At 47.8% G+C, this 22,316-nt stretch carries 15 protein-coding genes and 3 pseudogenes; 7 read left to right on the forward strand and 11 right to left on the reverse strand.

Going from position 1 to position 22,316, the window contains the following annotated elements; translation table 11 throughout:
- Positions 1-102 precede the first annotated feature (102 nt).
- Complete coding sequence (locus tag AC27FC_RS20000) at positions 103-3,513, forward strand: hypothetical protein (protein ID WP_487160321.1); 3,411 nt, start codon at positions 103-105, stop codon at positions 3,511-3,513.
- 301 nt (positions 3,514-3,814) lie between these two features.
- Complete coding sequence (locus AC27FC_RS20005; RefSeq protein ID WP_063929522.1) at positions 3,815-5,380, forward strand: AAA family ATPase; 1,566 nt, start codon at positions 3,815-3,817, stop codon at positions 5,378-5,380.
- A gap of 48 nt (positions 5,381-5,428) precedes the next feature.
- Here AC27FC_RS20005 and AC27FC_RS20010 read toward each other — a convergent pair whose 3' ends face one another.
- Both AC27FC_RS20010 and pifC read right to left on the reverse strand, forming a co-directional pair.
- A complete protein-coding gene (locus AC27FC_RS20010) occupies positions 5,429-6,298 on the reverse strand; it encodes a hypothetical protein (RefSeq protein ID WP_487160322.1) in 870 nt (289 codons plus the stop codon).
- 1 nt (position 6,299) lies between these two features.
- On the reverse strand, positions 6,300-7,388 hold the full coding sequence (pifC, locus tag AC27FC_RS20015) for a transcriptional repressor PifC (RefSeq protein WP_487160334.1): 1,089 nt from the start codon (positions 7,386-7,388) through the stop codon (positions 6,300-6,302).
- A 937-nt stretch (positions 7,389-8,325) separates the two neighbouring features.
- Between pifC and AC27FC_RS20020 the strand changes: the two genes are divergently transcribed.
- Positions 8,326-9,108, forward strand: coding sequence for a site-specific integrase (locus tag AC27FC_RS20020; protein WP_487160323.1), 783 nt, complete (start codon positions 8,326-8,328; stop codon positions 9,106-9,108).
- Between the two features lie 19 nt (positions 9,109-9,127).
- On the opposite strand, the pseudogene AC27FC_RS20025 reads toward AC27FC_RS20020, so the two are convergent.
- Positions 9,128-10,194, reverse strand: a pseudogene (locus AC27FC_RS20025) (IS3 family transposase).
- A gap of 655 nt (positions 10,195-10,849) precedes the next feature.
- Here AC27FC_RS20025 and AC27FC_RS20030 point away from each other — a divergent pair.
- Positions 10,850-11,119 (forward strand): PerC family transcriptional regulator, encoded by a 270-nt coding sequence (locus AC27FC_RS20030; protein ID WP_487160324.1) that lies wholly within the window; start codon positions 10,850-10,852, stop codon positions 11,117-11,119.
- A gap of 616 nt (positions 11,120-11,735) precedes the next feature.
- Here AC27FC_RS20030 and AC27FC_RS20035 read toward each other — a convergent pair.
- Together AC27FC_RS20035 and AC27FC_RS20040 are read right to left on the reverse strand one after the other, a co-directional pair.
- Entirely contained in the window at positions 11,736-12,614 is an 879-nt protein-coding gene (locus AC27FC_RS20035) for an AraC family transcriptional regulator (protein WP_487160325.1), read from the reverse strand.
- Between the two features lie 308 nt (positions 12,615-12,922).
- A protein-coding gene (locus AC27FC_RS20040) for an IS3 family transposase (RefSeq protein ID WP_487160335.1) occupies positions 12,923-14,130 on the reverse strand; the annotation gives its coding sequence in 2 pieces (ribosomal slippage) (positions 12,923-13,809 and positions 13,809-14,130; 1,209 coding nt in all).
- 742 nt (positions 14,131-14,872) lie between these two features.
- On the opposite strand from AC27FC_RS20040, the gene AC27FC_RS20045 reads away from it, so the two are divergent.
- The 3 genes from AC27FC_RS20045 to AC27FC_RS20055 are packed head-to-tail and all read left to right on the forward strand — an operon-like array spanning position 14,873 to position 16,531.
- Complete coding sequence (locus AC27FC_RS20045; RefSeq protein WP_487160326.1) at positions 14,873-15,472, forward strand: cytochrome b/b6 domain-containing protein; 600 nt, start codon at positions 14,873-14,875, stop codon at positions 15,470-15,472.
- A gap of 11 nt (positions 15,473-15,483) precedes the next feature.
- On the forward strand, positions 15,484-16,254 hold the full coding sequence (locus AC27FC_RS20050; protein ID WP_487160327.1) for a molybdopterin-dependent oxidoreductase: 771 nt from the start codon (positions 15,484-15,486) through the stop codon (positions 16,252-16,254).
- 25 nt (positions 16,255-16,279) lie between these two features.
- Positions 16,280-16,531 carry a pentapeptide MXKDX repeat protein gene (locus AC27FC_RS20055; protein WP_487160328.1) on the forward strand — a complete coding sequence of 84 codons (252 nt, stop codon included), beginning with the start codon at positions 16,280-16,282 and terminating at the stop codon, positions 16,529-16,531.
- Positions 16,532-16,591: 60 nt separating this feature from the next.
- Here the strand turns inward: AC27FC_RS20055 and AC27FC_RS20060 are convergent, their stop codons facing one another.
- From AC27FC_RS20060 to AC27FC_RS20085, 6 genes and pseudogenes are all read right to left on the reverse strand, one after another.
- Entirely contained in the window at positions 16,592-16,765 is a 174-nt protein-coding gene (locus AC27FC_RS20060; protein ID WP_487160329.1) for an Imm42 family immunity protein, read from the reverse strand.
- 669 nt (positions 16,766-17,434) lie between these two features.
- Positions 17,435-17,611 (reverse strand): hypothetical protein, encoded by a 177-nt coding sequence (locus AC27FC_RS20065; RefSeq protein WP_487160330.1) that lies wholly within the window; start codon positions 17,609-17,611, stop codon positions 17,435-17,437.
- A gap of 29 nt (positions 17,612-17,640) precedes the next feature.
- Positions 17,641-17,868, reverse strand: a complete 228-nt coding sequence (locus tag AC27FC_RS20070; RefSeq protein WP_487160331.1) for a type II toxin-antitoxin system ParD family antitoxin — start codon at positions 17,866-17,868, stop codon at positions 17,641-17,643.
- A gap of 1,027 nt (positions 17,869-18,895) precedes the next feature.
- Positions 18,896-19,355, reverse strand: a pseudogene (locus AC27FC_RS20075) (IS3 family transposase); the annotation flags it as partial.
- An 80-nt stretch (positions 19,356-19,435) separates the two neighbouring features.
- Positions 19,436-20,944 carry a group II intron reverse transcriptase/maturase gene (ltrA, locus tag AC27FC_RS20080; protein ID WP_172620547.1) on the reverse strand — a complete coding sequence of 503 codons (1,509 nt, stop codon included), beginning with the start codon at positions 20,942-20,944 and terminating at the stop codon, positions 19,436-19,438.
- Between the two features lie 672 nt (positions 20,945-21,616).
- Positions 21,617-22,287: pseudogene (locus AC27FC_RS20085) on the reverse strand (IS3 family transposase); the annotation flags it as partial.
- Positions 22,288-22,316 lie beyond the last annotated feature (29 nt).

Genomic DNA, 22,316 nt, shown 5'->3' on the forward strand with positions numbered 1-22,316 from the left:
ATGAACTGATATCAGCCCTGTTGATCGTGGCAATAATGTCCGCTTCTGGCACAAAGCGGACATTAGAACGGCCTCAATGTTAAATGGCTGAACGGGTAGCTAATGGGTGCCGCTTCGTCGTTAACACGCCGTAAAGATGTCTTGTTCATTAAGGGCAATAATCAACGCTTTCTGCTTACTAAAAGACAATTATCCATTCAGCGCAACAATCCTCAAATTTTTTTGTTAATAGGACAACAATCTCTCCCTTACTCTCTTGAGATCCGAAAAGGTTGTTCCGGTTCTGCCCTCTGGCCTGACCGGAAGAATGCAAGATTGAGATTTTTAAAGAAATACTCTGCTCACAGGACGTATGATGAAGAGGTTGACCACTCACCTATCAGGAAAGCTATGTCGGGAAAATTCCTCACACTCCTTTCAGCGAAAGTACGAGCCGAACTCAAACAAAACCTGAAGAACAATGCGGTTTATAAACGACATCGCTGGAGCCTGCCTGAGAGGGTACAGGTCTACTGCTCAACGCATTATATGAGGGCAATGTTGTTTCTCTGGACTGCGGCCGCTGGCGCAGTCATTGCTGCAGAATATTTTCGTCCCGTATTTCATTCTTTTGCCGTTACCTATCTGAAAGGCGTCACGGTACTACCGGCATGGATGTCAAACCTGCTGGGCGCGCAGTTGACGATTATCGGGATCGTTTTTCCACTGGTTGTGGGTCTTATCAGCGTACTCTTTCAGAAAAAATCGTCCCGGATACATATTCAGTCAGTTTATCAGCTGCATTCAGGTTACATGTTTGCGGGGCTCAGCGGACTGTCACTGGCCGCATTTATCGTGATTGGCGGATTGTTTTCATCAGCAGGCGATAAATACCGGACGACCGCCTTTGCCATTACGGCCCTCGTCTGGATGCTGTTCAATCTCGGGCTGTCTATATGGTTTTTTATATCAAGCCTGAACATTCTGGACGATAAAAAGCGCGATCGCCTTATGCTGAAGTACTTTCAGTCAGAGATTGTGGAAAATTTTATTTTACGTTCGCTGATTAATGCATGGCTCCGGCATCCGGGCAACTATCTTGATAGAAATCACATTAAAGGCATTGAGATCCTGCGCTGGTATGTTTCAGGTGAAGAAAAGATGCAGTTACTGCCTTACTATGTCGGTGAAGGAAAGGACATAACGGATGTCCGGCTGCGACCACTGAGTTTTCTTTTGCGATTTCTCCGGCCTGTTAAAAACAGTAATGGTGAACTTATTTTACTTCCTTCGCTTGGCCGTAAGCAGGATACCATAACGCTGATTGCATCTTCTGATGTCATTTTCCCCCGGGGCTGGCCATTCCTTTTGAGAAGGTGCTTTATCAGAGGCCGAAATAAAAACTGGAAAGAATACCGGTATATTACCCGCGATTTTTACGGTGAGGCCTACGATGCCCTTGAAGACGCAAATATCAGTTCTTTCATCAGCGCCGCAGACAGGCTGGTTGATACTTATACAACGCTGAAAAAAAGTTTCCGGTATGCAGACGGTAATTATCTTGATGAATGCGGTGACACGGGATTTATGCCGACATTCAGCCAGTCTTTCCACCGGGATTTTTATGCTTTCAGCCACACTACGGTAAAGTCGCTGGAAACCACGGGTGAATATTTTCGTCATGTAATGACCATCCCGTTCTCAGTATACCGGGACTCTGACAGCCGGCAGTTGAGTGATTTTGAGCAATATATTTCGTCTCTTTTCCACGTGTGGCATGCGCTGACAGACTGGAAAACAGGTTATGGTGATAATCTGACTGTCGCTCAGGAGCTGCGTCACCGCGAGCTTGTTAAGGTCTTCATCGGGGAATGGGAAAGCTGGTACATGTGGCGGCGTCTTCAGAACCGGGCCGGAGAACAATCTGACAGCGATCGTAACTGCCTTCTGGCTCATCTTTTTCATACCGCTCAGACTGTCATAACAGCAGTCATGAAAGATGATCGTTTTGCCTCTGAGCACAGCTCAGATATGCTGTTGCTCTGGTACGGACGGAACAACTTTGAAGAGCATTTTGAGTATTACCGGTGGCACAGTTTTTTATTCACGCCAGCTTTATTATCGCTGAAGCCTGACGGTTCTGACTGGCAGGGTGTATTACGGGGTCATGAATATTCAGCCAGCAAAACGCTGGCGACGGTATTTTATAACGCTCACGCTGACGTGCGTCTGCTGACCGCCGGTTATATTCTTTCGCATATCAGCCAGAAAAAGAATGTACCCCTGAAAGACATTGTCAGGCGACTTCTGAATTCAGACCTTGTCTATCCCACTGGCGCACACGATCGCCTGACGTTTTCGTTCAAGTCAGCCACGGATATTATTGACAGCATCATCAGGCTGGAACACCGTAATAACGGGCGTGAAGACGGCTGGTACGGAATGCTGACCGGACTCATAAGAAAATTTTCATCATTCAGTGATACCGAAACCATTTCCGGTCGTATTTATATGGGAACCTATGAAGATGTCAGGAATATTTACGGCAGTTACGCAGATATTGCTTTTTATCTTTCCGCTGGGCCTCTGACCGTCAGCAGGCGTGTACAGGATGCGCTGGATGATAATATCTTCACGTATTATACAAAGCAGCAAATTATCAATCAGCTCAATGGAATGAAGCGTCGTGAAGATGCCCCCTCTGACGGCTATTTAATGCCTGAGAAAGATTTCAAGGCGAAGATAACGGCTTTCAATACAACGCTTGATGCCTATATTCAGGCGTTCAGTCAGAGCATGCATGATGAACTTATTCATGCTGAAGTCGATACAGAACGCCTCAGAAAGACCGATCTGACTCTCACTCACGGGTTGCCCGATATGCTTGCTCAGGATGCCCTGCTTTCCCGTTTTTCCTTCATCACCATAGAGACCGTGGAAAAGGCATGGGAGGCCAGGTCAGTTTGCGGAACCATGCCCAAAAATATCATTGCCCGGGGAATTAACAGCAATGTTTACGGCGAACTGACACCTCTCTCAGAAGTGAAAAATTATCTGCTTCATGACGTTTACCGCATCCTGAGCTATCTGCCGCCGCAGCGGACCGAAACCGTCCGCAACGTGGACGAACTGCTGCAGCATGTCAGGGAGATGACCGCCGACAAGGACGGCTTTACGCTTATTTTCTTCGGAACCCGCCTGGGGAGCGAGCTGCGTAAACTGACCCACCACGCTGACAGGCATGCAGAGCTGGGGATCACAGTGGACCTGACGTCACCCCGCGACGGCCTGATGCCGGTCAGAATCAACGGCTGTGTTGTCTACCAGGTGTGGGGCTATGAAGGATGCTATTCCCTGCTCGTCAGGAACAGTATCTTCGGTAACCTCCATCTGCGAAGAGATCCTGAAGGTCTGCTGTTCAGTTCATCGTGGCAGACGGAAGGTAAAGATCCCCTGACCGGTTCGGTAACCACCACCTGGCATCAGATGCTGGAAATCAACGGTGCTGTGGTGGCCCGGTTCGAACATCTCTGATAAATCTGTCTGGGCGGGACACGTAATTCCCGCTCAGACAATATTATTGCTAATTTATTACACTTAACTCTCTATAATTGATTTAATGGCAATAATCCGATCATCGCAATAATCCTCAACTTTTTGTGTTATTAAGGCAATAATCCTTCTTCTCCGCCCCTGAGATCCGATTTCTGTTGAAACCGGATCTGGTGGTGCCTCCCTTTCGAAACATCTGTTTTAGATGACAGACTTATCGCCTGAATTAAGGTAATGTACCTGAGATTAGTCCGACTATTAAGATACGAAGGAACCGGTCAGAATGGCTGCCAGGCAAAACATTCCAGCACAATTACGCTTGAAGCAAATACAGATTCAGAGCTTGAAAGGGATATCGAACTGTACCATAAACTTTCCTGCTGATAAGAAAGTTACGGCTATCATGGGGATGAATGGTTCCGGGAAGTCGACAATCATCCATGCCCTTGCCTGCTGCTATAAACCCCTTACTGCTACTTCGAAAGAAAATAACCGATTCTCCGATTTTTTTACTCCGCATGATGATAACAACTGGCGCGACAGTGGTTTTACTGCCCATTTTTATGCAGGCTCCCTGAATAACCAGGGAAACAGAATCATATTTGTGCCCACGCCGGCACCGGATGACACCTTTACCCAGCTCTATTCTAAAGTCGCCCGCTGGCAGCCAGTATATGCACGTCGCCCGGTCAAGGAATCCATATACCTCGGACTTCAGACTCTCGGGACTTTATCTGATGATCTTGCTGCATCCCGTCATGCAAAGTATGTCAGCCATGTTTTCGGGCCTGCACACCTCAAACAAAAAATACTTGATTCAATGTGTAGGGTTCTTGAGGCTCATTACTCCGATTTGATGGTCTGTACTACCCAGAAGGGCTACACCTTCTATAAGTTTACCAAAAATGGTATCTCCTATACTGAGCACACCATGGGAGCTGGTGAGAAACGTGTATTTGAAGTGCTTAAAGCTGCACATGACCCCTCCATTATGCCAAATGGATTGCTCCTTATTGACGAACTTGATGTTCTCCTCCATGAGAAAGCCTTCAAAAAGCTGGTTACTGAGCTGATCGAAATAGCAGATGAATCTCTGCTGGAAATTGTTTTTTCAACCCACAGAGAATCTATCGTTCAGTTCAAGCGAGCAATCAATATCGTCAGTATATTTAACATGGGTACAGGGATCCGCGCATTTCCAGGTGTATCAGCTGATGCGCTACGCCAGTTGACTGATGTTCAGCCAGAAATGGTCAGTGTTTTCGTTGAAGATGAGCTGGCGCGTACGGCTATCAATGTACTTCTGGAGCGAGAGGCTCTGACCGATAAGGTGAATGTTGAGTTGTTCGGTGCGGCAGAAAACTCGGCGGTCGTTCTGGCAGGGTTGATGCTTGCCGGCAAGGATATTAAAAAGGTTATGTGTGTTCTTGACGGCGACGTTCATCGAACAGTCCCGGAGAGGCATAAAATAGTAAACAAGTGCCTGACTGGGACAGATAAAAGAGAACAACGTCGTGCGGTTATGACCCGGATTTTTGAGTTTAGTCTTGCTGCTTTCCCTCAAAAAGGTGCTCCGGAATATAATCATAAACGCTGGTTTGAAGCGATAGATCCTGCCACTATTTCGGCAGAAGAGTCTGCTGAATATATCAAGCTTAGAGGTTTTTCTATGTCAATTAACGGACTGGCAGACTGGCATGAATATTATGAAAGACTGAATCTTTTTGCCAGAAAATCCAATATAGAACATACCGTCCTGAGCTATATCAGCAAATACTCTCCGGAGTGGGATAATTATATTTCAGCGGTCCGTCAGGAAATTATCGTAAGAGCTGCTGAACTGGAATAAAAATCATCAGGGCAGCATTTTTGCTGCCCTACTTATCTGCCAATCAGTTTACTCTTCCTCTGGATCGCAGTTACTGCAATGTTCTTCCATCCTGAATCCACCGCATTCGCACGGCTCCATTGGAACAAATCCTCCCTCCTTGCTGTAATAACAAGTATGGCAAAGACATACTCCTGCCCTGTGTTCGGGTACGTATATTACTGAATACCAGCCACACTCCGGACACTCCTGAAAATCCCACACTTTCAGGTCGGTCAGGCTGAAATTACAGCAGATACAGTGAGAGCTTACGGGATAACTCTCACCGCCATAGACAATAAAATGCGACCAGCTCCTGCAGACCGGGCATAGCGCCAGCACATATTCTTCGGGTGTGGTTATCTCCATAAACCGGGATTCCAGCTCAATAAATTGTCTGCGCGCGGCTGAGTCCCAGGAATTATGCTCTTCATCGGCCTGTAGCAGGATGAACGCCGGCCGAAAAATCAATCTGTACAATTCAGACAGCTGCATCGCCAGACTTTGCGGACTGACGTCCAGCGCAAAATGCTGAAGGTTATTTCTCATCTGTGCTACAGAGCTCATCAGCTGTAACCCATGATCCGAAAATTCAGTCCGGTGATGTGTTTTTATCAGTTCACACAATTCGCTAATCTTCACAGACTGGCACCGGTGTAGCTCATCTTCTGTGGGGCATGCAGGATCCCTGCAATGCTTTACCAGGGATTTTTGCGTGAAAATCTTACCGGCATCCTCACGTGAAACGACAGCCTTCAGCAACAATTCTGCTGCCTGGAAGAGATTCAGCAGGCATTGTTTGTAATCACGTCGGCTCTGGCTTTCCCGGGATTTTCTGAAATATTCCAGTCCGATCTCAACAGAGTCCAGTGCATTTTCCAGTAAAGTAAAACGCACCATATCAGACATCTCCGTACAGGCAGCGCAGCCCGGTCAGGGCCTCCGCCAGCGGGCCTTCCGCGCATCGCGTGGTGAGCTCCCGGACCAGTGTCTCAAAGGCCTCTGCCGGGAGAAATATCCGCAGCCCGTCGATACCGTAGAATCCCTCTTTCGAGACGTGCCCGGGCGGGGAGAACATCACGCGCTCCCCCTGGTGACCGTGCGCCAGGGCTTCCGGATGACGGGCATACAGTGTGAACAGGCCCAGCAGTTCGGAGAAGGTTTCCCAGCCGTACGGCACCACGAAGTCCTGACCGGTGATCAGCAGGTGCAGACGGGGCGTGGTGTACCAGGCCCCCGGGCGTTCTCCGGGGTGCTGGCCGTCAATCCGGATCTCCAGGCGCAGCGTGCCGGCCTCGATGGTTTCCGTTACGGCCGGGATCACCGGGCGCAGCTCCTGAGCCAGATCTCTGGCCCTCTCCCCGCTCCAGTCCAGCCCGCGCAGCATCAGCGGGAAAACGGCTTTCAGACGCGACAGGGTAAAAATCCCGGCGAGCGCACTGTCGGGAATATCGGCGAGGTTAAAGCAGTCGCTCTCCAGCGGACGCAAAAGGTGTTCGGCATACACCTGATCCACGACCGGGCGCAGCTCTGCCCGGAAGGCGTCAAACTCCTGCGTCCAGTTTTCCCCGGCCAGGCGGAAGATCCCCTTCAGGTAGTGGCTATCCACCGGACGGTCATGCGCCACCTGCCAGGCCAGCAGGTTGCGGGTGATATCGAGCAGCGTGTCCAGGGCCGGGAGCGTGGCCAGCCTGCTCTGACCGCAAAGAAAGGCCTCCCGGGCATAGGCCAGGATGAAGCGCAGCTCATCCCGGGAAACCGGGGTTGTGCCGAAGGTCTGGCCGAGAATGATATGCCGGTAAAGCTGCCGGACCGTGCCATCCGGATCCGCGACCAGCTGAAAATACCCGTCGCCGGGCGCGACCGTTTTCAGTCCGTCATCGAGGAAGCGTTCGGCCAGGGCGTTGACCGAAGTATTTTCCCGACCGGCACGCACTTTCAGCGCCTCGATCAGCTTTTTATGAAAACGCAGGTTAAGCTGGCTGAGCATCATCATTCCTTTCATATTTGTTTTGTTCATTATGCTAACCTAGCATTTTATTATTAGCTATTAATCAGTTTACTTTGATGAAGAAAGTTGTGATGCATTATTAATTAGTGAAAGTGATGATTGTAGTGCTACAGCAACGCCTGCACTCTCTCATTTCTCTTCAGATCCGAAAACCCTGAGTTCCGGATCTTCTTTCAGTACACCTGCATGCAGCGGCGAAGAAACACAACATGTGCTACTCCTTAAGCTGAGTCTTAGTACATATGTTGTGTTTATCCCCTGCCCCGTGACCGCCCGCCCAACATCTTAAATGGGCGCTTTTCTTATTTTCCCTCCGTGGTATACTTCCGGAAAGTTGTAAATAAGCAAAAACTCGGATCACCATGAAACGGGCTTCCGATAATTTAGTGGCGTGGTTATATGTCTGCTACTTATCAGATCGGTGAAATTCACGACAAATAATATAAGCAAAAGAATATTAAGCTGAGTAACTAATTCGGCATTGTACGCAGTTTGTTGTGCTGCACGTCATAATTATCCAGAGTTACTATTTTTCAAGAAGGAATAACGCATGGGCTATGCGGAACTAGTGGATACCCTCATTGCTGATGCCCACAAAACAATATCGCTCGTTTCAAATAAGTGCAGTGCCTTACCGGTGATGAAGGAGTCATCATTGAGGAATTTCTCGTTCTTGATGCAGGCGGAGATATCGTTGCCAGAAAGATACGTATACTGGAAGGTTACGGCTGCGCAATGGTCGACTGGCCTGGGTATCGGCCGGCGATGAAGCTCAAGTTGTGTTCGGAGGGAAGAACTGAATGACGCAGATACGGCAAAAGGGTATTTCTTTCTGATGGACTATGGCTGACTGGTTTTACGATGATCGCTACGGGCTGACTCTTGATTCACCCCAAGAAGAATAAAGGAGGTAATATTGACGGGATTAACTTTGTATAGTGGCTTATCTGCACAGCCACAACTGCCTGTATCCATTGATTATCCTTCCGCTTTGGCCCTGCGTCAGATGGCTCTCGTTCAGGACGAATTGCCGAAATACCTGCTGGCGCCAGAAGTCAGCGCCCTGCTCCATTACATCCCCGATCTTCAACGCAAGATGCTTCTTGCCACACTCTGGAACACAGGCGCACGCATTAACGAAGCCCTGGCCCTGACCAGGAGTGATTTTTCCCTGGTGCCACCCTACCCGTTCGTACAGCTGGCCACACTTAAACAGCGAACGGAGAGAGCGGCCAGGACGTCCGGTCGTGTGCCTGTCGGCAGCCAGACACATCGCCTTGTTCCACTTTCAGATCCGAACTATGTTAACCAGCTGGAGATGATGGTGGCTACCCTGAAAATCCCCCTGGAGCGACGTAGTAAACGCACAGGCAGAACAGAGAAGGCACGAATCTGGGAGATTACCGACCGTACTGTCCGGAGCTGGCTGAACGAAGCTGTGGATGCTGCGGCCGCCGACGGGGTGAGGTTCTCCGTGTCGGTGACACCACACACTTTCCGCCATTCCTACGCTATGCACATGCTGTACGCCGGCATTCCGCTGAAGGTGCTTCAGAGCCTGATGGGGCACAAGTCCGTCAGTTCGACTGAGATTTACACGAAAGTGTTTGCACTCGATGTAGCTGCACGGCACAGGGTTCAGTTCACCATGCCTGAAGCTGAAGCTGCAGCGCTCCTGAGGAAACTTTCACGGGGTTAACTGAATCGCCACGGATAATCTAGACACTTCCGAGCCGTTGATAATACTGGTTTTCATATTCTGTCGGTGACATCTGATCGCTAGAACCATGCCGACGCTTACTGTTATAAAACATTTCGATGTAATCAAAAATATCGCTGCGGGCTTCCTCCCGCGTTCCGTAGATCTTTTTCTTTATCCGTTCTCGTTTCAACAACTGGAAAAAGCTTTCTGCAACCGCATTATCGTGGCAGTTACCGCGACGGCTCATGCTGCCCTCTAGGCCGTGTGATTTCAGGAACGACTGCCACTCATGGCTTGTGTACTGACTGCCCTGATCCGAATGAACCAGCACCTTTTTTTGGGGATTACGCCGCCATACAGCCATCAGCAGTGCGTTCAGGAGAATGTCTTTTGTCATCCGGGATTGCATGGGCCAGCCGACTATGTTAAGGGCGAAAAGATCAATGCCCACCGCCAGATACGGCCAGCCCTGCCAGGTGCGGATATAGGTATTGTTGGTCCCAAACCTGATTGGCCTGGACAATGGTAAACTGCCACTGTACACGATTTGGACAACAACGTAAGCCCTGCCGGCGATACGGCGTGGCGCTTAATAGCAGCGCACCGCTTTGAGTCGGTTCAGTTGAACAATACGGCACACCCGATTTTACTGCAGGTTAACCTGATTTCATTTAGATCGCCATGGGCCCGACGATAGTCATATATACCTCCGATCAGTGAATAGGAGCCACGGATGAGCGTCGGCAGACGCTGGTTATCTTTATCCTGGGCCGAGACCGAGTTATACAGCCACACAAAGAAGCTGGCACGGGCGACGCACTATACCCGTTACATCGTCATGACACCCCATACAACGGTTGCTCATTGACAAAGCGGTACCTCAGTTGGGCTGAGCTTAACGACCGGCCAATAGATTACGGGCATACTGTTCACTGTTATCGGGTTTAATATCCCGTAAACACTTACAGAGACTGTGTCATGAAACGCCCAGTCGGTTAGAAACTTCGGCGACGTAATAACCGCGTTACGTTATCTGACCGACTGTTTTTCCTTAAATTCAGGTGTAAATCGTAGTGTGCCCATACGCTTCTTTTATGCTCAAACTATAAGGCAGGAGCGTCTGTCTTGGCGGGGTCAGTCTACCCCATCATATTCGGGTCTACTGTGGGGGCAACACATTGTCACCAAGCATGAGCCAGCCTAGAAACTCACGAGGAGAGGATACTTCTACTGTGATCGTAGTGGGGCGTATATTAATTATTTAAAACCAGTAATTAACTAAATTACCACATGCAAATTAATAATGAAATTAATGGTTATTGTGATTTTTCTGGGTTCGGTTTTATATTGTTCTTAGTTGATTTTATTGTAAAAAACTAGAGTTTAAGAGTTTGAGTTTTTTGTATCTATCTGTCATAATGGGCTCGAACCATTAAGATAATTTTTCCAACACTTAGGAGCAATAACCAAAGAAAATAAAAAGTGAAACTTTAAGGTTGATCTCATAAAAGCTCACGGGAATCTTTGTCTTTTTTAAACGGAAAAAAGAAGGTGGGTTGATTACTATAAATACAGTCATCAGGAACTTAATTTTCCTAACTCACACCAAGAAAAGATTAATACTTACTTACTTACTTACTTACTTATTTGACTGGCGTAAATATGTAGTAGGAAAAATACACATGATTAAATAACTTGATGGATTCACTCAAATTGTCACTTCGAGAGGGAATTTCTAATGATTTATGATGAGAAAGCTGAGGAGCTTGAAAAAAAAGGTTATTACAGACGTGCCGCAGCACGATGGTCGGAAGTTATGCATCTTTGCAGGAGTGATTTTGAACGTTCAGAGGCAAGATACAAGCGGGATATGTGTATAAAAAAGGTGAAAAAACCTGAAGTTAAACGCGAGAACTTTGGTGGTATACATAGAGCGGCAACAGAAACTCAGCATAGAATGGGAATAATAGAACCAAAAGGTATCTTTTTTAAATTGCGTAAAAAATGAATTTATTTTAAAGAGAAAGTGTCCAATAACTTATGTCAAGTTCTTGTCACCACCCTGGAATAATTTTCTATTACAGCGCTGATAAAGCATCTGGATAATCTTTTCCTGATGCAGTCAATGAGAAATGGGGGGGGCATGCAAAGGACCTCTCGGAGGTCATCATAAAATCAGCAGCAGAGATACGTTAAACAATTAATAATGAGTTTACTTAACCGGAAGTTATTGTAATATAACATATTTTAACTTGCCCTGATCTTCGGGATGCTATTTAGTTGCGTACTAACATCAAAAACTTGAATCTTCATGCGAGAATTAATTCAGACTAAGGAACCTAAGTTAAATATTTAATTTGATGAGATGCAGTAAATATTAGCATAAACCCAACATCCTCGATAATAAAACCATTGTAAATATTTTATATGTAAAAAATTTAATATTTTACACAAAAGTCGATGTGATTTATTTACTATAATAACAAGAGAAACTAGCGTTTGTGAGTTTGTAACTTTATTGCTCCCGCGTGAGCTGTTTATATGAATATATTGAAAAATCCAAATGCAAGTTAAAGTGATAGCGTCATTGATGTTCACTAATTAACCTACCTCTCTTTACATATTTACATTTCCCGCCAAAAGTTGGATGGTGACCTTAATGTTATTTTTTTAAAAGCTTTGTAAAACCCCACGGTTGATTTATATCCTATTTTAAAAGCTACGTCATCGGCATTATAACCCCGCCTTAGAAGATTGACTGCTATATTTATTCTTAGTGTTGTGATTAATGAATTTGAGCTCAATCCGCAAACATAATCTAGTTTTCTTATAAAGGTAGATCTGCTCATGTTCATTTTGTCTGCCATTATCTCAAGCGACCATTCCTGAGCAGGATTATGCATTATTTCGATAAGCAAGCGAGCAAAGCCTTTATGTTGTGATAATTTTAAAAGATTGACGTCGACGAGATACTCATCAATTAACTGCTCGACTACATATATAAGGAGCAAATCTGTTATGCGTGTTAATGCAAGTTCACAAGCGGTGTTAGTTTCCAGTTTTAACATTGAAATCACCTGAGTTATTTTCTCGCTTGCTTGTATCTCTTTATTAATGATAATGTATTCCGGCAATAAGGTGAAAAGAATTTCAGCTTCAATACCTTTTGGATGAAGAAATCCGCATAGTAAAGCTGTATCCCCTTCTTTTTTTTCTTTAATAGAATACATTTTTTTCTTTGGGGTAATATTTACATTTGTTGATGCCTCTGATGTTAGGTAAAATGGTAAGTTAAAAAAAAAGAAAACAATATCCCCTTCCTCTAATCTGATTCTTTTATTACTATCAGAAAAATTAAGCCAACAAAAACCATCCAATACAACATGAAAGCTGGGAAGGCCAGTTTCAAATGTAGATGCTTTCCATGTATCACAATAGCGACCAGAATGGAAAATCGAAGTGGCCATATTTGTTTGCTGAGATAACCATGCTTTAACATTCATGAGCCCTGTCCTTATAAAGCGACCATTATGGAATATACTTATATTACTTTATGTAACCATTTAATACACATACGCTACCAATCTAACACACTATCGTGTAACTATAATACTAAACTACCCATGCGAATACGATTAGCAAGGGTGAGGGACAATGGAACGAAAACACAGGGTAATCATGTAAGATATTGTTTATATTGATGTTTATCGCCGACAGTTATCCCTGCAGGATATCTTCCGATATGTGTACGTATAATGCCCCAGCAGATTGATGTGATCTTGACCCGCCATCTCCGAACAGCTTTTGTTTCTTAAGTTAACGATGCCCGCTGCCGCCGGTATTCCCTCGGAGAGTGATATCCCAGCGCACTGTGCGGGTGGTTTTCATTGTAATGCGTGAACGCTGCTGCCAGGTTTCGCAGGACTGTTCTCACATCCGGTTTTGGCATGAACGCGATATAGTCTTCTTTCATCGTCTTAACGAACCGTTCGGCCATGCCATTACTTTGCGGGCTGCTCACCGCTGTTGTACACGGCTCCAGATTCAGCTCTCTGGCGAACCTCCGCGTTTCATGCGCGGTATACGCTGAACCGTTATCCGTCAGCCACTGCAGCGGTGTGTCCGGCAGCCTGTCGCCGAAGCGCTTTTCTACCGACCTCAGCATCACATCCTGCACCGTCGAACTGTCGTAGCCTCCTGTGCTCGCCGCCCAGTCTATGGCTTCTCTGTCGCAGCAGTCCAGCGCGAACGTGACACGCAGCTTTTCACCATTGTCACAGCCGAACTCGAAGCCGCCTGAACACCACCGCATATCGCTTTCTGCTACTGCGATTTTGCCTTTATGCTCACGCTTCGGTCGCTCCGGTTTGTCATGCAGTAACAGCAGATTATGCTCGCTCATGAGCCGATAAAGCCGTTTGGCATTGACCGGCGGCAACCCCTCCGTCCGACGCTGCTTACGCAGGATGCCCCACACACGACGATAGCCGTAGCTGGGCATGTCGCTGATGATGTCGAGGATGTCCGACAGTATTTCAGTATCTGCACCGTCATTACGCCGGTTACAGCGCCCGTCCAGCCAGTCGGCAGAATGGTTAATCCGCAGTGACAACTGCGCACGCGACACGCCCATGGTGCGGCTGACCAGGGCTATTCCTCGTCCTTTGGCAACAAGGGCACGTGCGCTATCCATTTTCGCGACTGACCATACTCCGCGGCTTCTTTCAGGATCTCAACTTCCATCGTCTTCTTGCCCAGCAGGCGCTGAAGCTCCCGGACCTGCTTCAGAGCAGCAGTAAGCTCAGAAGCAGGAACGACTTCCTCTCCGGCAGCAACGGCGGTAAGGCTGCCTTCCTGATATTGCTTCTTCCACTTAAACAGCAGGCTGGGCTGAATACCGTGCAGACGGGCGACATGGGAGACATTCATGCCCGGCTCCATCGTCTGCTGGATAATGGCGATCTTCTCCTGAGGAGTTTTACGTTTACGGACTTCTTGCCCTAACAGGATCCCGGTCATCTCAAAATTGGCGTTAGTGTTAGACATATATTCAAGCCTATCTCTTATCTGGAGATACAGCTACTGTCTGGTGTTTCAGGGGCTACATCATGTTGATCCTAGGAACAACGTTGGCTGTGTTTGTTATTTGAGGGCCGCTTCGGAACGGCGCATTCTCAATGCTTACACGGTTGGGAAGAAAAGGGCCAAGTTTGTTCTCATCGTTCTGATAGTCAAACCGTTTAACCCGGTGCGGTAGTTGCTGACACAGCCCACCACCGCCCTGGCGCTCCTGCTGGATATAGCGGTAGAGCGAGTGACTGACCAAGTTCCAGGGCGTAATTCCTTTTCAGTCGCACTGACCCTCCTGTTTAGGACGGTCGTATTACATTGTCTGAAAGTTAACTTTTTTGTGATATTTCAATAAGTGAAAAATAACTTTGGTTTCATTTTTTGTTGTAGTTTGAGTTTTTGGTTTGTTTTCGGTGCATAATTTAAACGAAAATAGGGCGGGGTTTGTTAAGTTTTTTTTATGGCATCATTTTTGACTTGCTGTTTTTATAAAATTAGCAATAATTAACAAATGGCAGGTGGAATTGTCCTTTATAAAATGCAAATCTCGATTTGGATATATTTATGAGAGATCGTAGGTTCTTTGTCTTCTTCGGATTTAAAATAAGAATAGTATTTTATTGTTGCTTCTGGCTTTTCGGTTTTGCTTTCACTAAATAATACGCGACTGTCAATTATGGGTAGCATAACAATGAGTACATCATATCCATCTCCACTACATCCATTATGGTTACGTTGCTGCCACTGGGTTAATGCAGTAGCCATAGCTGGCATGATGTTTAGCGGCTGGCGCATCTATAATGCCGCGCCATTATTCCCCTTTGACTTTCCTGCGCAATTAACCCTTGGTGGCTGGTTGGGGGGGGCACTCCAGTGGCACTTTGCCATGATGTGGGTACTGATATTAAACGGCTCAATTTATTTCTTACTTGGCATGGCGAGCGGCCGTTTTCGGGAAAAGCTATTTCCGTTGTCGTGGTGTCAACTGAAAGATGATCTTTTGCAGGCGCTGCGGGGCAAACTCCAGCACTCAGACCTGAGTAAGTACAATATGGTGCAAAAAATAGCTTATTTGTTCATTCTTTTGGATGGCATAGTATTGGTGTTATCCGGTCTTGTGCTGTGGAAATCGGTACAATTCTCTTTTTTGCGAACCTTGTTTGGTGGATATGATTTTGCACGGAATATCCACTTCTTTTCCATGAGCGCACTTGCGTTATTTATTGTCATTCATCTGCTGATGGTGTTGCTGGTACCACGCACTTTGCTGGCAATGTTACGGGGACGCTAAGGAAATACATCATGAAAAAATCCCGATTTCTCTCCGATACTGACTCGCATTATTTGGTTAAAGAGGGGGAAAAATTACTCAGCCAGGACCGCCGTCGTTTACTGCGGCAGGGGTTGACGCTCGGCGGTATGATGATGCTTACCGGTTGTGATATCAGCGACAACGCTGATGTAGAAAATATTTTGTCACGCATGTCACGCTTTAACGACCGGGTGCAGGGATTTTTATTCAGCGATCGCGCGCTTGCCCCCGAATATATGCCTGCAGATATCACGCGTCCTTTTCCGTTTAATGCCTTTTATGGCCCGGAAGATATTCCGCAGATAGATGGCAGGAATTATCGCCTTGAAATTCGTGGGCTGGTACGAGACAACCGTAACTGGACGTTGGCGGAGCTGCATAACATGCAGCAGGTAAGTCAAATAACCCGTCACATCTGTGTTGAAGGATGGAGTGCGATTGGAAAATGGGGTGGCGTGCCGTTTCGCCACTTTTTGACGCTCATTGGTGCTGATATGCGCGCCAAGTATGTCAGTTTTCGCTGCGCCGATGATTACTACACCAGTATAGACATGGCCACGGCGTTACATCCGCAGACGCTGATGGCATTGACATGGGATAACCAGCTCCTCCCTGCAGAATATGGTTATCCCATGAAGTTACGCATTCCAACTAAGCTGGGATACAAGAACCCTAAGCATATCCAGGTCATTGAAATCACAAATCGTTTCCCGGGCGGTTACTGGGAAGATCAGGGTTACAACTGGTTTGGTGGCAGTTAATACTACAACATAAAGAGGAACTAGCATGAAAAAGATGATCATCGCGGCAACTGTACTTTCCGCTCTGTTTATGGCAAACGTACAGGCCGCTGATTCGATGAGTAAAGACAATATGGCCAAAGACAATATGGCTAAGACACATGACAATATGTGTAAAGATAATATGTGCAAAGACCATATGGAGAAAGACTCAATGAAGAAAGATCACATGGCAAAAGAAAATATGGATCACATGAAAAAGGACAACATGAGTAAACACGATTCAATGAGCCATTAAATATATTTTATATTCTCCGAAATGCCCTTTCTCATAAGAACAGGGCATTTCAATTCAACCCTATCTTTTATATGGCAAAGACTCTTTTCTCCCTTGAATCGCCACGGCATTAAATATCACACACCCTTCAATACACAGTGAAAAAAGTCCATTTTTCCAAATGTCATTGGGTGTACTCAATTCATCAGCCACATCAAATTGTAGAGATAAACAAACAGGATCGCCGTAAATCATTTTATTCTTACTCCCAACTGTTTCTGAACAGCATTCGGTATTTGATCGCTTGTTAACGTATTCTTATCCCCGGTACTCCCATTCCGGTGATACTGCCCATTCGTACCTTCAAATCGATGAATATTGCCTTGACTATCGACGGAAAAACGAACCTCTTTATTAGGGTATTGTTTCGGGCTGGGGATTGAATGCTCAAATAGGCTAAGGGAATCTTTAGGCTCGATACCTGCATTTGACCTGTTACCCTGCTGACCTAATGTATGCCTAGGGTTAGATTTATATACTAACCCATTACTAACCTTAATAGGTTCTGACACCGGAATTGCGCTGCTTTTTCCTGTGCTATTCCCTTTACCGCCTGCGCCCACAGACAGATGCGCACAGGATGACACTTCAGAGCCTTCACTGCCCGTATATCCCGCTTCGGGAGTGGCCGTTATCAGCCCGTCATTATTCCCCTTGGTGCTACTGGCAATGTTCTGCTTGAACTCGTCATAAGCTGCTTTAGCGTTGATGCCGCTGCGCTGCTGATTCCTGCTTTGCCGCCCTCGTTGCCTTTCAGCCCATAAAATATTCCAGCAATATCAGCTGCCTGATTGGTATTTATTGCCAGCGCAAAACGGTCTTTCGCTTCCTGGTAGCTGATGTTCTGTGATTTCGCGTAACCCTCTATTGCGTAATCCCATTTATCAGCTGAGGTATTCGTTGAGCGTAATCTTCGCGATTCAGCTCTTTATACGTCAGCATGCCCAGATAATCTTTGTAGCTGTCCTGTAGACCCTGTGCCAGAGCATTCGCATCCTGACAGGCGGGCGATGCCCGCCCCTGGAAACACGCATCCTGCACATACTGATCAACTTCGGCGTCAAGTTTGGTTAGCTGGTAGTGTCGCTCTTCCCTGCTTCAGCGTTTTTGCTTTCACCGCTGTTGATGCCCGCGATGACCGCTTTCTGGAGAGATTCTAGTTTCATCTGTTGCTCCCGCTCTTCCAGTGCCCGCAGTCCGGCACGGATAACTTCACTGGTATTGTTATAACGCCCGCTTTCTATCTGTTCACGGATGAACGCTTCGAAGTAAGGGCTGAGGGCGACGCTGGTTGGCATAACCATTCCTCCGGATAAATTACTATCAGTTAATAACTGTTAGTATTACAGGCACACGCTTTCCCATCAACCCTTGTCATTGCCGGACAGACCCGCCCGCTATTTCAGGGGGGGCATTTCATCATCGCTGATGTAGTCACCTTCACCCGCATCATATCGCCTGAACTCCTCGTTCATCTGTTCCTCAGTGTCACTCTCTGCCTGGTGTGTCGTGGCATGTACCGCCTGCAACGCCCGCACCGACATCAGCGTCTATATCTGCGTCGCCATCGCATGACGGAACAGGTGGCAGCTTCCGTGCGCAACCAGCCCACAGGCACAACCCTGTCCTGTTTGCCTTTACCCTGCACGATCAGTGCAGGACTGGGGAGCTTTTTTTTATTTTTACTACAGCATTAAAAAAGTAATACCCTAAAAACTAAGCATATCAGCATGATAGCCTCACTTTTTATTACCTTTTTAATAACGCCACGCTTCCCACCTTACGATATTTCATTATTTATCATTGTGTTAGGTCGATTTATCGTACTGCGTTAGGTGTATAGTGGATAATTGAGCAAAAAACAGACGATGAAGCAGACGTCTTTACACAGGTTAAGGGCGGCCTAAAATAAAATTGCGTCGATAATTACAGACATCATGCTTGCATGATGTAATACATCACTTTTACATCAAAAATACACCACTATTGCGTCACTATTACACCACATGAACGCCATTGCGTAATAATTACATCACTCTGGTTAATACGAACGGTGAGCGCTGACAGATTTTAATCTGGCAGTGTGAAGCGTTGGACAACGAGCATCGCGAGGCGTCAGGGGATATAAAGGGGCAACCCTTTAGCGCGCGACTGTATACAGTGGGTAACGTGCCTCTAGGATTAACCGGGGGAATAAAAGAGTTGCACTACATTGCATTAGATTGCACTGGCTTGTATTAAATTGCAATAATCTTGCCGGATTTCGCGGTTACGCCCTGAAAGGTATCATTGGACTGACCCCACGCCCGTAGACAAATTCTGTCCTCACGATGAGGCCTGTTCGAAGGCCTCCTGACTGACGCCGCCGAGGTGACTGTGGCACCGGGCCCGGTTGTAGAACGCTTCAATGTAATCGAAGATATCCGCCCGGGCCAGATCCCGGGTTTTGTATATTCTCTTCCTGCTGCGTTCTTTTTTCAGTGAACTGAAGAACGATTCGGCCACCGCATTATCCCAGCAGTTGCCACGCCGGCTCATGCTCGGTGCCAGGTGATTGGCCCGGCAGAAGCGCTGCCAGTCGTCACTGCCGTACTGACTACCTTGATCGCTATGTACGATGACCTCGCCGTCTGGTTTCGGCACCAAACCGTCATCATCAGCGCGTCGAGCGCCAGTTCGCGTGAGAGAGTGGGTTTCATCGACCAGCCCCGACCACATTACGGGCGAAGAGATCGATAACCACCGCCAGATACAGCCAGCCCTGCCAGGTGCGGAGTAGAGTAAGAGGTAGGGCGTAGTCGGACTATTTCCCTGCCTCTCCTCTCCGAACCGGACGTGCACCTTTCAGCGCATCCGGCTCTCCATTTAAACGCTGGCGAACGCCATTGCCACGTCAGTGTAGCGCGATGTATACGTGTTTCTGGTTTCCGTCCTCAGATAGGGATTACCTTCGGGTAGACGCCAGCGGAACAGCTTCTTGCCTTGCCCCACCAACCGGTACAGGATTTCGCCACTGAGCTTGCCGTGGTTGGTTTTACCAAATAAAACCCACGTTTTGCTCTGACCCGGTTTTGGTGATTTACACCACCACCTCATCAGGGATGCGATTCCTGTACGGTATTTGTGGGCCAGCCAGTGAGCCAGCTTCCAGAATACGACACGGTCGATATAACTGAAGACTTTGGCCTTAAAATCAACGAACTGATAGAACATGGCCCAGCCTTTCAGTTTTCGGTTGAGTTGTTCAGCCATATCGACTTTGCTTTCACTGTAGTTGCCTGATAACAGTGCTGTCAGCGATGCGGCAAAGTTTCTGGCTTTATCCTTAGGGATCGTTGAGACCACCCGCATATCGCCATAACGACTGTGTTTGCGGATGATCCGGTGACCCAGAAAGACAAAACCGTCATTAACATGGGTGATTCTGGTTTTATCCATGTTCAGCCTGAGCTTCAGACTGTCTTCGAGCACGCCACGGCATTCCTCCCTGATGGCTTCTGCCTGTGCTTTGGTGCCTTTGACGATAAGCACGAAGTCATCGGCATACCGGCAGTACGCTACAGCAGGTTTCCATTGCCAGTTTTCTCTGACTGCGGTGCTTCGGCCCCGCTGGATACTGTTATTCCAGTACCAGCGATCCTTTCGGGCTTTCCCGCTCAGGTAGCATGTATGCAGATACTGATCGAACTCATTGAGCATGATATTTGACAGCAGCGGCGATATTACGCCACCCTGCGGTACGCCTTCACTGGCCGCCCGAAAAAGACCGACATCAATGTGCCCGGCCTTGATGGTTTTCCACAACAGGCTCATAAAGCGAGCGTCACTGATCCTGCGGCGTACGGCCTTCATCAGCAGGCGATGATGCACGGTGTCGAAGTAGCTGGACAGGTCACCTTCAATCACCCATCGACCTCGTGTTTCCCCACAATCGGTGAGTTGTATTTTCACTGTGCGGATCGCATGATGGACGCTGCGTTCAGGTCGAAAACCATATGAAAGCGAATGAAAATCGCTCTCCCATATAGGCTCCATCGCCATCAGCATGGCCCGCTGAACAATACGATCCCGAAGCGAGGGGATCCCCAGAGGTCGCTGTTTGCCGTTGCTTTTGGGGATATAAACCCGTCTGGCTGGCAGAGGTTGGTAACGACCGGAGAGAAGTTCATCCCTGAGTATTTGCAGCTCAGCAGCCAGTCTGGCCTGTAGCGTTGTTTTGTTCACACCATCAACGCCGGGGGTATGCGCCCCCTTTGATGAAAGCGTGATCCGCGCCGCCTCAGTCAGCCATTCTGGTTGTGTTATCAGACGCAGCAGCCGTTCAATCCGTCGGGACGGATCGGTGGCTGCCCATGTGGCAAGCTTGCGTTGCATTTCGCTGATTATCAAAGGTCTTCACCTCGTTAGGTCAGTTAATTCACGTCGCAAACACATATAAACTGCTTCCCTTCGCCATGTAATGGGCTTTCCCCATCGCGGACTACTACGGAAGCTCCGCCAGCCAGCGCGTCATCGGAGCCATGCCCCCTTAACATCCGTCGCTGACCTTCCCCGGTTCACCTGTCTGGACTCAGACATACTGAGGAGGCTGCCCGTCGCACTCTTTATCCTTGCTTGCCGCAAGTTGGCAGAAGTCAGCAACGCGAGTGTGATAGACGCTGCTGCACCGGTGTTTTGCATACATGTCAAAACACCTTCGACGGGCAGTGCTTACGTATCACTGTCCGTTACTTCTGCACGGCCTGCCAGATCACGTAGGCCGTGGTGACATTTTCAACCCACAGAGGCGGATTAACGGGTTCATGTTCTTCAGCCTTTCAGCACTCAACCTTGAGGATCATCTTGGCTTAGTGATCTCGCCTCAATCCCCGTTGTCAGCGGGTTACATCACCCTGCGGGCATGCCACAGGTCACTGCCGCTCAGGTTCTCCACCGTCACACCCGGTGGGATTGTTCGGTTTCTCATCGTGAGTTACCGGTTCAATATTCCAGACAGACTCGTGGTTCATTTGAGCATCCATGCTCGCCCTGAACTCCGGGCACACTGTAAGTGATGTCTGTAACCCAGACCTGATTGGCCCGGACAACAGTAAACTGCCGCTGCACGCGATTAGGGGCAACCACTGAAGGCCGGCCGGCGATACGACGCGGCGCTTTATAGCCGCGCACGGCTTTGATCCGGTTCAGTTGCATAATACGACCCACCCGGTTTTTACCGCAGGTTTCCCCGATTTCGTTCAGATCGCCATGAACACGCCGATAACCGTATACGTCTCCGCTCAGGGAATATGAGTCGCGGATAAGCGTCAGCAGGCGCTGGTTATCGTTATCACGCGCCGAGACAGGGTTATGCAGCCACGCATAGAACCCGCCCCGGGCGACATTCAGTACCCGACACATCGTCATCACACCCCATACAGTGCGGTGCTCATTGATAAAGCGGTGCTTCAGTCGGGCTCCCTTGCAAAGTATCGCGCGGCCTTTTTCAGGATATCCCGTTCTTCTTCGGTGCGTTTTAGCTGCGTCCAGAGTTTCAGGATCTCGCTTTCCCGGGCATGCTGCTCGCTGTTATCAGGTTTGATAGCCCGTTGCCACTTGTAGAGGCTGTGTGTAGAAACGCCCAGACGGTCAGATACTTCAGCGACGGAATAACCGCGTTCCGTTATCTTACGGACGGCTTCTTCCTTAAATTCAGGTGTAAATCGTGGTGTGCCCATACGCTCCTCCTATGCTCAAACTATAGGGC

The sequence above is a fragment of the Enterobacter sp. C3_dUdeg genome, from assembly GCF_057536195.1.